The sequence below is a fragment of the Microbulbifer maximicatervae (SeqCode) genome, assembly GCF_052467065.1.
On record NZ_CP174299.1, the window covers coordinates 4,478,009 to 4,493,012 of the forward strand.

Consider the following 15,004-nt stretch of genomic DNA (forward strand, 5'->3'; position numbering starts at 1 on the left):
TTCATAGGTTGCGAAACAAATCATTCCACTAGCAAAAAAACAAGGCGCGGCAGCAATGAGAAAACACCACCGGCCTATAGGCCGAAAATAACCGGCCACAGAGGGACTACAATGAAACCGTTCCCGATACTGGGTTAAATTTTCCGAGTTGTGCGGGCTCAGGTCCTGGCTTTTTCAGCCAGTAATTGCACACTTTCCCGGGCTCGTTAGCCGGCGTTTGTGCCAGCTGGTCAGGTGACACAGAAAGCAGACCCGATAAGTACTTTCGCTCGGCGTCCGTTTCTAGTGTCCCGCAGAATTTATAGGGCGACATGGACAGAATTGACTTATCAATTTCTGCTGGACGCTGGCTCACACTGTGAATCACTCCGCCGTACTTGCGAGACTTCCGAGAGAGCTGCCCCCAGGTGCCCCGCGCCTTGCCGCTTCCGGTCACGTCCGCCAACTCCTCAACGATGCCGCCTGTTAAGTAGTTGCCATCAAGCGCAGCCCAGAACACAGCACAGAAGAACTCAAAGGACTCTTCATTGATTTGATCAGGTACAAATGCGATACGGTCGCGGCTGCGCTTGGCTATAGATTGCATCACCGCGTTTTTAAATTGCCCGGGGCTGCTGAAATGCTGCGCTTGGTGGTCGCGGTCCGGATCCCAAAGTAGAACCCTTTGGAATTCACTGAAGTGTCCAAGCCTTCGAAGAAATGAACTTTTGCCGGAACCAGTGCCCCCGCATAGAAACATATGGCGCGCGGGTAGCGCCGTATTGGGATTAATCGCCACTGGCTTGCCCCTCACTTTGGGCCAGCTGCGCGGCCTCCTGCTTTTTCTTTTCCTCTGCCATCTTTGCGCGCTCAGACATCAAGCGCGGAACCAGGGCAACACCCATACACAACGCGAATGCGGTACCAGGGCCGCCGCCCTGCGGCATATAGTGATCCATAAGAGCGCCGCCAGTTTTTGCCAGCTGCTCGGTCTCCGTCTCAGTCAGCCGCCAGTGCTCGCCGCGCCTATCGGCCAGCATCCCAAAGACCAGGGCCAGTAAGGCCCCTGTTAGCTGCTCGCCGGAAATTGCAGGCGTCGCTATAGGTTCGCCACTTTCGTTGTAGGTGGTGCTGCCAGGAGGCTCAGAGCCTATAGGTATTTGCGCAAACTGGCGGGCTTGCTCCGGTGGCATTTGTGGGGCTTGCTCAGTCATCATCATCCTCCGCCAATAGGCCAGCCAGCCAACCGCGTTTTTTCGGTTCTGGCTGCTGTTCACCTATAGGTCTTTGTGGAGAGTCTGACGGGGGCGCCGGCTCATTTGAGGCCGGAGTTTGGCCTATAGGTGCCGATTCTTGCCCGGTTTGACCTATAGGCCGAATATTCGATTGGATGTACTGCTGGCCGTTAGGCCCGAGACACTGAATAGTGCCACAGCGCATTGTGTTACTACCTGCACTCTCGTAGCAGCGATAATACAGCCGGCCTTTTTTTGAGCCGGTTCTTTGTTCGTGAACTGTGGCCTGATCATTTCCGCACAGAGCGCAGTTGATCATGCCGATCATTGCTGATTTAGCCATAACTGGGCGTCTCCCGACGAGCCGAAACTATGAATTAGTTAAACTGGTTTTCTAGCTGGCCGATTCGCTCCTCCAGTGCATCCAGCCGATCTAATTGAGACGCGGCCTGCTCCAGCACAGAGCGCGCACCCTTCAAATCAATCCCGCCTGGCAGTAGCATTTTTACTGCGGCTGGAATCTCTACCGACTCAATCGACTGCGCGAGCACGCGCAATTGATCACCCGGTTTATTTGTCTCCTCCATCAGTGCACCTTATTTTCGATTTTCTGACCTTCGCTTAACTGAAACTCCAAATCAGATAAGCCTTTGTAGCCGCGCATACGACCCATATACACCGCCTCCAATGGTGAAACATCAATCATCAGTTGCCCATTAGGGGCCAGGATTCGAACACGCATATTTGCTGCGGCCCGAAGATCATCTATTGACGGCCCCTCCTCTTCATCAAGGCCGTCATCTACTTCTGGTGCTGGCGGCAACTCTTCGCGCTCAGGCGAAGACACCGAGCGCACTGGTACCTCCGGTTTTTCCGGTATAGGCCTAGGATTCTTACTGCTTTCCCTCACCTGCTTTACAACATGTTGTTGTTTTTTATTCCTTCGTCTCATTGTCACTCCATGGTTACAGTTATTGACACAAGTCCAAGGCGGGCCGCTTCGCCGCCCTTGACGCGCGCCATACTGCGCGCGCAAATTCGGAACGAGACGGACCAACTACAACCACCTCACCCCGCAATTTTTCAGAGGGCATTAATTGCCCCCGGTCGGCTACCGGCATATCCCGTTCGATAACGGAATTCCCCCGTCGAATTTTCCACTCATGCAGGCGCGTCTTAATAAACCGCGCGGCGCCCCGCATAATCACACCGCGAATATGATCAGCCTCCTCGCCGTAGGCGTTGCGCTCTCGTTTTGGCAATCTCTGCGGCCTTATCGTTTGCTCTTTGCGCGGCACAGTAGGCCCACCCATCAGCTCGACAAAGGTCCGCCAATCTCCTTTATCAGCAGCTTCGCGGATATCCCCAAACAACGGCACATCCCCCAGCCCGTCGAGACCACCATCCAAAAACTCACCACGCCTGCGCAGTTCACGCCACACCGTTACCGATACGGTCCCCAACTGCTGAAATTGGCGAATCCCCCAGGTGGACGCCCAGGCTATAGCCCTGGCCGCGCCCTCATGTCCAGTTGTTTCCGCTTCATGGTCATAATCAATCGCGTCACCGGTAATATTCTTTGACAGGTACTTCGCCAAGTATCCGGTTGCAGACTCCCCCACCTCCAGGCGCTTACAATCCACCCTCACGCGCTCCTTTCCGGCCACTTCGTCTCGGTCCTCCTTGAGCGCCTTCTTGCGGAATATCTCCCAGGCAAGGTCTATTTGAGATTCAGAGAAATACAACATCATGTGCCAATGCGGCGTGCCGTCATGGTGCGGCTCCACTACACGAAACCCAAAAGTAACAATTCCCGCTTTCTTCCAATCTGCGCGGGTTCGCTGCCACACTTTGCACAAATATTCCTGCACCTCACTTGGCGTTGCGCCGCTATATTTTCCGTTTCGCGGTCCATGGTGGTGCCGTGAGTGGTATTTACTCGGCGCGGTCAATGTGAGGAACAGGCGTGGCATGCCCACATCATCTGCAATCTCTTCAAAGCCTCTCGAGCGCACATAAAACTCATTTTCCCGGTTAACCGGATTCGCCGTAGATGCGTCTACCGCGTCTGCCAGATTGACCGAAACCTCCTCGCCGTCCTCTTCTCGTACCGCCTCCATACTCGCCAGTAATTCGCGGTTTCGCTTCTGTGCAGTTTTCCAGCGATTAAAAGCCCAGTCCGACAGGTAGGGCTGGCGACGCTTTTGCACGGCGCCAGTGGTGCGCAGAACCTGCTCAACTTGACGGCCAAACAGTTTGCGCAATTGGCGACGCCACCAACGCGGGCAAGCAGTTCGAGCCATGGCCGCCAGCTTTTTATCGCGGATTGTCTCCGGAGTATCATTAAGAGTGATCTTTAACGGGAACTGAACGCCAACCATTTCCACCAATTTACTAATCAGCTCCGCTGTCTCCTCGATATCCTCCCCGGCCATATCGCCGCGCACGATATCCGCGCAGCTCTCCGCGCAAAGCTCGGCATAGGCTCTAATCTCTTCGTCATCAGCCGTAGCGGTTACCCAGGACAAGCCATCAGCCCCAAACATAGGGCGGCCCAACTCTGCCGCTATGCGACGCAAGTTTTGATTGGCGAGCACATAGCCGTGCCCGCGACAGTCGCGCGCATACTGAGCTATAAGCTCTCGCATCACTGGCCGGTGTTGATTGATAACTGAATCCCGCCACCGCCAAATCTCCGACGGCATGCGGTTGTTGAATTGTTCTAATGCTGTGATCTTTTCCACGGATTGCCTCAATCCCCGGTAGGAACACCAACAGGACAAAAATAAAACCCCAACTATTTTTACTGCCCCGCACCGTGCCCCTCCATAGGCTATTACTCTGCTACCAACAGCCCGTAATGGACGCGCTGTAAAAGTTCGGTGGCCACCCCATACTTGACTGGCCGATTTTCAATAACTGCTTGCGTCACCTCTTTGAAGCGTCGCAACTCTTCTTGAGAAAGCAGAAACTGAACATATACCGGCTTATCCTCTTCAGTCATTGGAACCCCCAGCACTACTGCGAATTTCCCCCAGGTCTTCCAGGGCATTCTTAATTTGGTTTTGCAGAAGGTTGATAGAAGCCGCCACGTATTGCGTGCGGTAGTGATCATCCATGTGAGAGCGAACACCATGATCTACAGCGGCAACATCTCGGCGAGTACGGGCAAAATCCTTTTGCAACGCCTCAGCCTTTTCGCCCATATCGCGCAGATTCGCATCAAGCGCGTTTAGTGAATTCAGCAGAAATTGCATCTTCTGCCGATCGTTTAAATGACTGCGGTTACCGTGACGAACCGAGGCCAAAACCTTTTCTATATCGCGAACGGTTTTGCGTGCAACTCGGCTTGGATCGACGCTCTTACGGGCGGTGCTCATGCGGCCACCCCCTCAGACATTGCCATAACATCGACTTGCGTACCCAGGCAACGCGGGCAATCAATTGGCAGGCTCGCGCCAATGTTTCCACCGCTGCCACGCTTTAATGGCTTTAGTAATTTATCGTCAGGAGAAAAGGCGAACAGATCGCCAGAGAGAAGAAGCCAGCCCGCGCCCTTACAAGTTGGACAGGGGTGTTTTTTGGAAAAGTCGTTGTGCTGAGTATTTTCGATTCGCTGATCAATACCATTACTCAGAGCATTAAGGTAAGCGGCAACCGGGCGCTGCCCTATTCGATTCAGCTCTGATTTAACCAACTCCAACGATAATGATTGCTTGGTTTGCATAGCGGTTCCTTGCTTGCTGTATTGTGTCGGCCCGCTGTTCGACACGCCCCGCCGGTACTCCTTGGCGGGGCTACTCAACAGCGAGCAACGACACTGTATACAAGCGAAGAAACCCTATACAAGCCGTCTGAGGCTAATTGCAGACTTGTATAAAACCTATAATGACAAAACGATCTAAGGAGAGAGCGACAATCATGCTGAGTACCGTAGACATTCTGGCCATGATGAAAGAGCGCCTAGGCAGCTATTACAAAGTGGCCCAACAGTTAGAAGTACACCCCAACCGCGTAAACCAAATGCGCCACCACGGCGGCAAGCTGACTTTTGAACAGGGACTAATTGCAGCTAAGTTTTTAGGGGTTTCAGATGAATCGATCATCTTGAGCCTAGCGGCTGAGAGATCACGCAATACCCCCTCTTTTGGCGACCTTGCTCGCCTTGCAGAAAAGCACACACCCAAATTAAGTGCAGTAGCAGGCGTTTTTGCGCTGGCCATTTTGGCCACGGGTGAAATATTGACCAACCCCACGGTTTCGAGCTTCACAGAGTCCCTCACCCAAATGGCGTAAGTTGTTGATTTTATACGTAAAATTGCCGAGAAATATCCGATATCAAATGAATATCGGATATTTTATAAATGCCCGATTTTCCGTATAATTTGCCGCATTCCAACAACAACTCCATATTCCTATGTCTGCTTCCAACCGGCCACCAGCACCAATCATCGACAACCTGAGCAATCTTGAGAATCCATTCCGCTGCACCAGCTTTTCAGCTAACCGTTATCTCAGCAAGCAGATTCCTGGCGCTGATACCGATCTGGAGTTCACGCTTAAGTTTCTTTATAGCTACAACGGTAGCCAGGCAACGTTTAATAGCTACCGCCGTGAACTTGAGCGCTTGCTGCAATGGGCTTGGCGCATTGAAGAAGTTTCAATAATGACTCTGAAGCGCGAACACATTGAGGAGTTTGTGCAGTTTTGCATTGAGCCACCAATTGCCTGGATCGGAACTAAAAATGTTGCCAGATTCAAAACACAAAATGGCGAGCGCGTTGTGAATGCCGATTGGCGGCCATTCGTAGTCAGTGTGTCCAAAGTTGAATTTCGTGCTGGTAAAACGGCTTCTCCCAAGGAGTTCCGGCCATCCCAGGCAGCGATCAAATGCATCTTTACTGCATTATCATCCTTCTTCGATTTTCTCTATCAAGAAGGCTTGGTTCCAGCCAATCCTGTGGCACTGATTCGCCAGAAAAGTAAGTTTGTTCGACGTGAGCAACAAAGCCAGGTTGTGCGCCGAATCAGCAACTTGCAGTGGGACTATGTCCTGGAGACTGCTGAGATCATGGCCGAGACATCACCAACTGATCACGAGCGAACTTTATTCATTATGAACGCCCTATTCGCTATGTATTTACGAATCTCTGAGTTGGTTGCGGATGAAAGATCGGCACCAGTTATGGGTGATTTCAAGAAAGATCGCGACGGAAACTGGTGGTTTCACGTTACGGGTAAAGGTAACAAAGGCCGGGCGATCACTGTTTGCGACCAAATGTTGAAAGCCTTGAAGCGCTACAGAAATTATTTGCAGCTCCCTGCTCTGCCCAGCATTAACGAGCAGACACCTCTGGTGCACAAGTCCCGTGGCAAGGGACCGGTTACCAGTACCCGACAGGTTCGCCTGATTGTTCAAAACTGCTTTGATGCTGCCCACCAACGGATGGTTGAAGAAGGCTTAGGGGAAGATGCTGAAGATCTTAAGGCTGCCACTGTGCACTGGCTCCGCCATACGGGTATTTCTGAAGATGTGAAGTACCGCCCCCGCGAGCATGTGCGCGATGATGCGGGACATGCAAGTATGGCTACGACCGATCGCTATATTGATTCCGACATGCGGGAGCGGCATGAAAGTGGGCGGAGTAAGCGGGTAAAGGAGGAGCGGTAATACTACCGCCCTACCCTCATGTAAATGAAATAGCTTGACCCGTAAAAGATACGATATATCATTGCACGCCATCTGATTAACCTAGTACACATGGATGAATACTCAGAGTGCGGAGAGGCTAATGGCACATACAAACAAACTCCCTGTCACCGTCCTTTCAGGTTTTCTAGGTGCCGGTAAAACTACCGTACTTAGCCACATACTGAACAATCGCGAAGGCAAAAAAGTTGCTGTAATCGTCAATGATATGAGTGAAATCAATATCGATTCGACGAAAGTACAGAACGAAGTTTCTCTTAACCGTAGTGAGGAGAAGCTTGTTGAGATGAGTAATGGCTGTATTTGCTGCACTCTGCGGGAAGACCTTCTGGAGGAAGTCACTAAGCTTGCGCATGAAGGACGGTTTGATTATCTCGTTATTGAATCAACGGGGATTTCTGAACCCTTACCCGTTGCAGAAACTTTCACTTTTGCCGACGAAAATGGTGTTTCTCTCTCTGATGCTGCCAGTTTGGACACGATGGTGACGGTGGTCGATGCAGTCAATTTTTTAAAGGACTATGACGAGGCCGTATTTTTACAGGATGCTGGTGAATCATTAGGCGAAGACGACGAACGCAGTGTAACTGATTTGCTGATCGACCAGGTCGAGTTCGCAGATGTCATTCTGATCAGTAAAACAGATTTAGCTGGCCCTTCTGATGTTGAGCGCCTAGAGGCCATTCTGCGAACTCTAAATACACAGGCAAAAATAGTTCCGGTCTCTCAAGGGCAAGTCGATATTGACGAGGTTCTAAGTACCGGCTTATTTAACTTCGAGCGCGCGCAGCAAGCACCTGGTTGGCTCAAAGAGATGCGAGGTGAACATATTCCTGAAACGGAAGAGTATGGCATTAGCAGTTTCAGCTACGAAGCACGTAGACCCTTCCATCCAGAAAAATTTCATCAATTTCTGCACAATACTGAGAGGCACGGCAAGTTAATTCGCTCCAAAGGGTATTTTTGGCTGGCGTCCCGCCCTGAGTTTGCAGGCGAGTGGAGTCAAGCGGGAGGTATTGCCCACTATGGGTTCGCTGGGATGTTCTGGAAAGCTATACCCAAAGAAAACTGGCCCACAGACGAAAATTATCGCAGCTCCATTGAAAAACAATGGGTAGAACCCTTTGGTGATATGCGGCAAGAACTAGTATTTATTGGCCAGAGTTTGAATCAAACCAGCATGACAAAAGCGCTTGATGACTGCCTGCTAAGCCAGGACGAAGTGCTACGAGGCAAAGAATACTGGGCGACATTGAATGATCCATTTCCCGCATGGGAACAAGGATGAATATTAACCTCACCCCTGTACTTGGCTAGATCCTTTAGTGGAAAAGTGTAAAAGACCGGCAAAGTGCCGGTCTTTTATCAAACTTACTCCTTTCTACAATTCAATCCTCTATAGCGGCCTCAACGGCTGCCGACGCATCAACAATGCCTGATCCACAACGCCGACATGAGCCTGTAAAACTTCGGGCTGTACTGGTGAGAATGGATTCAACCTCATCTGGTGTAACATCGGGCTTGACTGAATATATAAGTGCGGCTGTACCGGCAACATGTGGAGCGGCCATGCTGGTGCCGGCGTAGTAAGCGAAGCTATCACTACCGGGAGTTCGCGCACCGCTGTTTAATGTAGAGAGAACGCCATCGGATTCCACCGAGTTAGTTTCACCTCCGGGGGCAGCGACATCGACCACATTGCCGTAGTTGGAGTAGTAAGCAAGTCCTCCGGAGCGGTTGGTCGCGGATACTGTAATGACTCCTGAACAGTTAGCCGGCGAAAACCAGAAGGCATTCCGCCCAGAGTTACCTGCGGCAACAACAACTGTGGCGCCCAGGCTACGGGCTGTATTGATGGCACTTTGAGTTGTGCTTCCACAGAGGCCAAAGCCCCCCAGGCTCAAGTTCAACACTTGAGCCGGAGTTTCATTGGCTGGTGCACCACTAACCGAGCCGCCAGCGCTCCAGACAATGCCATCAGCAATATCAGATGTGTAACCGCCGCAGCGGCCGAGTACTCGAACGGGGAGCACTTTTGCTTTATGGGCTATCCCAGCGATACCCATATTGTTGTTGGTGACGGCAGCAATGGTGCCGGCCACATGAGTGCCATGCCAGCTGCTATCAAATTCGGGATACAGTGGGTTTCCGCAGTAACTATCGGTATACCAATCCCCGGGATCACTGGCATCACTATCACGGCCATCCCCATCTACAGCGATATCGGAATCCGAAATCATGTCGTAACCAGGCAGCAAGTTGTCCATGAGGTCTGTGTGAGCGAGATAACCGGTATCAATAACTGCTACTACCACGCCCTCCCCCTGAGTTATATCCCAGGCTGCGGGCAAATTCAGTCCACCATCCGCTTCAAAGTAGTGCCACTGGTCGTAATAGCTGGGGTCATTAGGGACCGCCATAGGGTGCATCATCAAGTCGGGCTCAGCGTACTCAATATTGGGGTCTTGTTTTAGGCGGTTGATTATCAGGTTGATCTCGGCTTGGCTTTTTCGGCTCCCCAGGTGCATGACTTGTGCACCCGTCGCCATGCGCCGCAAGTGGCGCAAGTTGTGGCCCGCACGGCGAGAGGCTTTCTCCACAGTTTCCTGAGTCATGCTCGCTGACCGTCCGATCGTGGAATCCTGCTTGTATTTCACAATGATCCGGTCAGTTGTTGGGGAACTACTTAGGTTATCCATTTGGGTGGCGAAGGAGCCTGTACATAGAAGTGAAAACACACCTGCTAGAGTGGATTTTTTCAACAGTGACTTCATTATTGTTATCTCTCCATGATGATTTAGCCGACGGGGTGTAACATCCTAACCATTAGTACCACTGTCCCTGTTGTGACAGGGCACGTTAGGCTTTACGCAAGATATATGCCTGAGCAAGTCATGGCTGGATATCGAGACAAAGTTAGTACCAGTGTTTCAATTTTGCCCACAGGGATAGTAGTGGCAACCGATGTATCCTTCTTAGGTGATTGCCGGCCTCTTTCTATTCTTGTGACAGCCTCCACCTAAACAAACTTATTTATCTGTCTTTGCACCGATATAGAGATAACTAAGGGCTTTCCAATCACTGTGCACAGAAAGGCTGCAAAATACTTTTCGAAATTTATCAACTTTAAAGAAAAGGCTGGAGCTTGAAGTTAATCCACTCTGATAAAACGAGCTTTAATCGAGCAATGGAAATGATCATCACAGAATTGGTGATATTGCCGGCAATATAACTGGGAAAGGATTCTGCGGAGATCAACGTGTTAAATGAAAATGCCAGTCAGCTTAACTGACTGGCATTATTTGAGTAGAACAGCTATCAACCCACCCCACAGGAACCTGTCGAGTGGGAGTTGGCCCATTTACTCAGTACTAGCACTCAAAGAAACTCCAGAGTAGTCAGAGTAACCGCGGATACTGATATACCAGGTACCTGCGTCTGGATTGCTGATGCTGCAGCTTTCATCATTACCCCACTCGTAAGGACGACAATCGTACGCTGTGCGGGTGGGCTCTTGGCCAAAACGAACATAGAGGTCTGCATCCCCACTGCCACCAGACATTACGGCGCTCAGTGTTGAAGCTCCGCTATCAACGTCGATAGTGAAGTGCTGCCAGCTGTTGCGGGAACCACTGAGATTTGTCTCTTCCCAACTGTCGCTACCGCCACCGCCACCACCTGCGGTGTAGCTGCCTACGAGGCTAACGTTAGAGAAGGAGCTATATCCACGTACCATGACGTGATAGGTTCCTCCCTGTACGTTATCGATATCACAAGTTTCATTATTGCCTGAAGTATAGGGGCGGCAGTCATAGGTACTGGTTGTGGGGGCGCTGCCATGGCGAACGTAGAGATCAGCATCGCCGCTTCCACCGGACATTACAAAAGACAAGTCTGTAGCGTTGTTAGGCACTTCTAGGGTGAAGTTAATTTCATCACCACTGTTACCCTCGATACCAGTCTCAGCAACACCATTTTCAAGTTCACCTCCGTGGTTACCGCCACCACCGCCGCCTCCACCATTAGCCAAGGCTACGGCCGCTGCTGCATCGACAATACCTGAACCACAGCTGCTGCAAGAAGCTGGGAAGCTCCGTGCGGTACTGGTGAGGATTGATTCAACTTCATCTGGAGTCAAGGTAGGGTCTACAGAGTAGAGCAATGCTGCAGCACCGGCCACATGAGGTGCCGCCATACTGGTGCCCTGGATGTAATAGTAACTATCACTGCCGGGGTCAGTAGCACCATTGTTATAGGTAGAGAGGACGCCGTCGGAGTCATTGGCGAAGCTCTGTGCTCCACCCGGCGCTGCAACATCTACTACATTGCCGTAGTTAGAGTAGTAAGCACGACCGCCACTGCGATTAGTCGCAGCCACTGAGATCACCCCATCACAACTGGCAGGAGTAAATTGGCTTGCATTAGCATTGCTATTGCCAGCGGCTACAACAACCGTCGCACCGAGACTGCGAGCAGTATCGATGGCATTTTGTGTAGTAGTACCACAGCTTCCGCTGCCGCCAAGGCTGAGATTGAGTACGTCGGCGGGATTCGCATTGGCAGGCAGTCCACTGACAGAACCGCCAGCCCCCCAAATGATGCCGTCAGCAATATCTGACGTATAGCCACCACAACGGCCGAGCACACGGACAGGAACAATCTTGGCCTCATAGGCAACACCAGCGATACCAAGATTATTGTTGGTAACGCCAGCGATAGTGCCGGCAACATGGGTACCGTGCCAGCTACTGTTGCTTGAGGAGCTATCTCCACAAGTACCAGAGCTATACCAATCACCCGGATCGGTGGCATCGCTATCGCGACCATCGCCATCTACGGAAACGAAGGTATCGTCGATCATGTCGTAGCCCGGCAAAATGTTGGCCGCCAGGTCTGCATGGGGTCGATAACCAGTATCGAGTACCGCGACCACAGCCCCATTACCCGCAGTGGTATCCCAGGCTGATGGAAGGTTCAAACCACCGGTAGATTCATAGTAGTGCCACTGATTGAGGTAACTTGGGTCATTAGGTACAGCCACTGCTTTCAAGATCAGATCTGGTTCTGCGTACTCCACATCCGGGTCTTGCCTCAGGCGATCGATAATTGCATTTACTTCGGCTCTATTTTTTCGACCTTCCAGGCGCATTACCTGAGCGCCAGTAGCTATGCGGCGCAGATGGTGCATTTTATGGCCAGCGCGACGGGAAGCTTTTTCCACAGTTTCCTGAGCCATAGTAGCGGCCCGTCCAACTTTAGCGCTTTCTTTGTACTTAACGATAATGCGATCAGTTAGCAGCTTGTTATCCGCTTCTTCCGCATAGGCACCAAAAGGCGCAGTGCATAGCAATGAGAATGCACTTGCTAAAGCCGTCTTTTGTAAAAGAAATTTTAAAGATAAATTCATTATTGTGGTTTCTCCGAAGTTATATTTATTCCAATACCAAAAAATTATTCGATATCGGTTACTCCTAAACCGCCCCGCTTTGGCTAAATAAATTCTATAAAGGGAAAGCCCAAAAACTGCTGAATTTAGGATCATTTAGTTAGCTTGAGCGAAATTAGTACCATTGTTTCAACTTGGTACAAATGTATAACGACTTGGAAATTGTTGTCCTCAATGGAGATCTCGAAACTCATGTGGACTGCGATGACAAGTTTTAAATCTCTACAAAAAACTTTGGTAATAAATATTTTTCCGCAAAAAAGTGTGGAATGGTTCACGAGAGACATAGCCAAAGAGGATTAACAGATCACTTATGACAAAAAATACGGCCTTATCTCTTAAGTATAAGGCGATGTTATATCACATCAAAAATATTTTATTTAACTATGACTTTTGATTATTGGTAAGTTGATTCAATTAGGGATGGGCGCTCTTGCGAGCATGAAAGAAAAGAAAAAATCTACTACTTTAATCGACACTAGTTATCAGCCACTTACTTGAGCTAACCATTCACCGTTTGATAAATCAGCAGCAAATCTAATTTCTCCGAGTTGTATAGCTGCTATATCTTGGTCTTTACAGGTGTTCTTTCGCCAGTGAAATTAAACGATCACACCTGGCTATAGCTTTATAGGCATAGGCCTCTTTGCTGTCACGAGAGCTATCAAGCTCAGAGAGAACACTCTTTTTAAGAGCAGTAGCAACTTCAATCGCAAGAGCATACTTTTGGTGGTTTAAGCAGTGCCGACAAAAAATTGTTTCCAGCGTATCTTCGCTATCAATGTTTAAATACCCCAAGTCGCGCACATCCTTGTGAAGACCTTGAATAACTTCAAAAGGTAAGCCTTTATCTGAGGAGAGCAATAAGAATTTCATTTCAGCGACACGCCGCTTTGTTTCTAACACTAAATCTGGATATTCTTGAATATGCGGGGCATGTGTGCGTTCAACCTTATCAAACTCAGTAACTATCTCATCATAACCAAGGTCTTTTACCTTTAGATATGCTTCCGTCAAAAGATTACACAATCCTCTAGATAACTCGTCTTTGCGGAAGCTGCTGACCACTTAGAAATTCTCCGTAGTTGCATTACTTATCGTAAGAGCCTCAGAATAAATCAGATTGATCCGCTTTATATCTCAAACAGACTCCTCCATATACGCTTGAGATATATCAACCAGTATAAGACCGATGAAAAAATAATGTGCTGGTTCTCTCTGGCTTCCAACCTTTTATGAATGGCTAGTCGCCATATAGGTGTCTAATCTAGTGCCATGGAGACAACGACTGCCACACCTGTCCCTTTGTCATAACTTATGAGGTTTGATATGAGAAAAGCAACTGGAGAAGCGGTAGGCACACAATCCAGGCTAGCCGCCCCGTCTGATTTAAGTGAGAGTGCGAGGGCCAGCATTACTATCGCCGTTAATACCCTGCTGGCAGATACTTTCAGCCTATATATGAAGACAAAGAACTTTCACTGGCATGTTAGCGGCCCCCACTTCAGGGACTATCATTTGCTTTTCGATGATCAAGCCGATGAAGTATTTGAGATGACCGATGCACTGGCGGAGCGCGTGCGCAAACTAGGAGGCACTACACTTCGCTCCATTGGCCATATCGCTAAGCTACAGCGATCTTCAGATAATGATGCCGAGTATGTAGATCCGCAAGATATGTTGTTAGAGCTAGGCGAAGATAACCGGGAAATGATCTCAAGTATGCGTAAAGTCCACGAACTTTGTGATGAGCATAGAGATATTGCTACCGCAAGCTTGCTGGAAGAGTATATTGATCAGGCAGAAAAGCGGTCATGGTTTTTGTTTGAGGCTAGTCGCAGCTCTGGTTTGACACACCACTGAGCCCTTTGGCTCAAGCTTGATCTGGCAGACAGCGCTACTTTTTGTACCCTGTCAGATCAAACTCAACCAATACGACTTTCATTTTCCAAAGCGGCCTTTTCCTTTTCAGGTTAAGAGCTACAGCTCCAGCTTCAACCTCTCCCCGACCGAATTCTCGAGGAAACCTTCTCGGAGGTAAAAATCAATTGTTCGTTGCCAGTTTTCTCTTTCTGGAGTACTAACTTCCAACCGTGGCCAGCCCTCCTCCTTCGCAAAGCTGATCGCCTCAGCCAAAAGAGCCTTGCCAATAAACTGCGAGCGGAACTCTGGTTCAACATACAGCTCCTCGATTACCCCGTAGTTGCCTCCGGCATAAATAGCGGCAGATCTGGATAGGGTAATAACTCCTACAGGAGCTCCATCGACATGATATAGGAAAGCATGGAATCCATTATCTTGTAATAACAGCTTCTTAGCCGTTACTGCCATCACCTCTGGATCGATGTTGCGCTTATGACCGACAAGGGCTTGCAGCAATTTTGTTACCAGTCCTGCGACTTCATTACTCCGCTCCACCCCGGCCCTTACAATCGGACTCACCATAAACTATCCCTTCCCTTTAACTTATTTACATTTTTGCCCAACTGAAATGTGATCACATTTAGAATCTATCAGCAATTTTTACTGGCAGCAAGCTGGGTGCGTAGGAAAGAAAGCGGACAACTCTCTATTGAATAATGGTCACAAAGAGCCAATGGGTAGAAATCATTAGAGCCGAAGGGATTGATGAAG

At 49.7% G+C, this 15,004-nt stretch carries 17 protein-coding genes; 4 read left to right on the forward strand and 13 right to left on the reverse strand.

Annotation, left to right across the window (positions count from 1 at the left end; translation table 11 throughout):
• Positions 1-106: 106 nt before the first annotated feature.
• The 9 genes from ACJJI1_RS19880 to ACJJI1_RS19920 all read right to left on the reverse strand — a co-directional run bounded on the left by ACJJI1_RS19880 (position 107) and on the right by ACJJI1_RS19920 (position 4,941).
• Positions 107-778 carry an ATP-binding protein gene (locus ACJJI1_RS19880; RefSeq protein WP_444957755.1) on the reverse strand — a complete coding sequence of 224 codons (672 nt, stop codon included), beginning with the start codon at positions 776-778 and terminating at the stop codon, positions 107-109.
• Positions 768-1,193 (reverse strand): hypothetical protein, encoded by a 426-nt coding sequence (locus ACJJI1_RS19885; protein ID WP_444957756.1) that lies wholly within the window; start codon positions 1,191-1,193, stop codon positions 768-770. Before ACJJI1_RS19885 ends, ACJJI1_RS19880 begins: the two co-directional genes overlap by 11 nt.
• Positions 1,186-1,557 (reverse strand): hypothetical protein, encoded by a 372-nt coding sequence (locus ACJJI1_RS19890; protein ID WP_444957757.1) that lies wholly within the window; start codon positions 1,555-1,557, stop codon positions 1,186-1,188. Before ACJJI1_RS19890 ends, ACJJI1_RS19885 begins: the two co-directional genes overlap by 8 nt.
• A 34-nt stretch (positions 1,558-1,591) precedes the next feature.
• On the reverse strand, positions 1,592-1,801 hold the full coding sequence (locus ACJJI1_RS19895) for a hypothetical protein (protein ID WP_444957758.1): 210 nt from the start codon (positions 1,799-1,801) through the stop codon (positions 1,592-1,594).
• Positions 1,801-2,166: a hypothetical protein gene (locus tag ACJJI1_RS19900; protein ID WP_444957759.1), complete on the reverse strand. Its 366-nt coding sequence runs from the start codon at positions 2,164-2,166 to the stop codon at positions 1,801-1,803. The genes ACJJI1_RS19895 and ACJJI1_RS19900 overlap by 1 nt, the downstream gene beginning before the upstream one ends.
• A 19-nt stretch (positions 2,167-2,185) precedes the next feature.
• Complete coding sequence (locus ACJJI1_RS19905; RefSeq protein WP_444957760.1) at positions 2,186-3,958, reverse strand: replication endonuclease; 1,773 nt, start codon at positions 3,956-3,958, stop codon at positions 2,186-2,188.
• Between the two features lie 92 nt (positions 3,959-4,050).
• Positions 4,051-4,218 carry a hypothetical protein gene (locus ACJJI1_RS19910; RefSeq protein ID WP_444957761.1) on the reverse strand — a complete coding sequence of 56 codons (168 nt, stop codon included), beginning with the start codon at positions 4,216-4,218 and terminating at the stop codon, positions 4,051-4,053.
• Positions 4,211-4,594, reverse strand: coding sequence for a hypothetical protein (locus tag ACJJI1_RS19915; protein ID WP_444957762.1), 384 nt, complete (start codon positions 4,592-4,594; stop codon positions 4,211-4,213). The genes ACJJI1_RS19910 and ACJJI1_RS19915 overlap by 8 nt, the downstream gene beginning before the upstream one ends.
• Positions 4,591-4,941: a hypothetical protein gene (locus ACJJI1_RS19920; protein ID WP_444957763.1), complete on the reverse strand. Its 351-nt coding sequence runs from the start codon at positions 4,939-4,941 to the stop codon at positions 4,591-4,593. Before ACJJI1_RS19920 ends, ACJJI1_RS19915 begins: the two co-directional genes overlap by 4 nt.
• A 194-nt stretch (positions 4,942-5,135) precedes the next feature.
• Between ACJJI1_RS19920 and ACJJI1_RS19925 the strand changes: the two genes are divergently transcribed.
• From ACJJI1_RS19925 to zigA, 3 genes are all read left to right on the forward strand, one after another.
• Positions 5,136-5,510 carry a hypothetical protein gene (locus tag ACJJI1_RS19925; protein WP_444957764.1) on the forward strand — a complete coding sequence of 125 codons (375 nt, stop codon included), beginning with the start codon at positions 5,136-5,138 and terminating at the stop codon, positions 5,508-5,510.
• 121 nt (positions 5,511-5,631) lie between these two features.
• Positions 5,632-6,885 (forward strand): tyrosine-type recombinase/integrase, encoded by a 1,254-nt coding sequence (locus tag ACJJI1_RS19930; protein WP_444957765.1) that lies wholly within the window; start codon positions 5,632-5,634, stop codon positions 6,883-6,885.
• 121 nt (positions 6,886-7,006) lie between these two features.
• Positions 7,007-8,212, forward strand: coding sequence for a zinc metallochaperone GTPase ZigA (gene zigA / locus ACJJI1_RS19935; protein ID WP_444957766.1), 1,206 nt, complete (start codon positions 7,007-7,009; stop codon positions 8,210-8,212).
• A 100-nt stretch (positions 8,213-8,312) separates the two neighbouring features.
• Here zigA and ACJJI1_RS19940 read toward each other — a convergent pair whose 3' ends face one another.
• From ACJJI1_RS19940 to ACJJI1_RS19950, 3 genes are all read right to left on the reverse strand, one after another.
• Positions 8,313-9,698, reverse strand: a complete 1,386-nt coding sequence (locus ACJJI1_RS19940) for a S8 family peptidase (protein ID WP_444957767.1) — start codon at positions 9,696-9,698, stop codon at positions 8,313-8,315.
• Positions 9,699-10,285: 587 nt separating this feature from the next.
• Entirely contained in the window at positions 10,286-12,331 is a 2,046-nt protein-coding gene (locus ACJJI1_RS19945; protein WP_444957768.1) for a S8 family peptidase, read from the reverse strand.
• Positions 12,332-12,946: 615 nt separating this feature from the next.
• Positions 12,947-13,438, reverse strand: a complete 492-nt coding sequence (locus ACJJI1_RS19950) for a hypothetical protein (protein ID WP_444908244.1) — start codon at positions 13,436-13,438, stop codon at positions 12,947-12,949.
• Positions 13,439-13,699: 261 nt separating this feature from the next.
• Here ACJJI1_RS19950 and ACJJI1_RS19955 point away from each other — a divergent pair, with 261 nt between their 5' ends.
• The gene (locus ACJJI1_RS19955; RefSeq protein ID WP_282932852.1) at positions 13,700-14,233 is read left to right on the forward strand and encodes a Dps family protein; all 534 of its coding nucleotides are present in this window, start codon (positions 13,700-13,702) and stop codon (positions 14,231-14,233) included.
• 117 nt (positions 14,234-14,350) lie between these two features.
• Here the strand turns inward: ACJJI1_RS19955 and ACJJI1_RS19960 are convergent, their stop codons facing one another.
• On the reverse strand, positions 14,351-14,815 hold the full coding sequence (locus tag ACJJI1_RS19960; RefSeq protein ID WP_444908243.1) for a GNAT family N-acetyltransferase: 465 nt from the start codon (positions 14,813-14,815) through the stop codon (positions 14,351-14,353).
• Between the last annotated feature and the right edge of the window lie 189 nt (positions 14,816-15,004).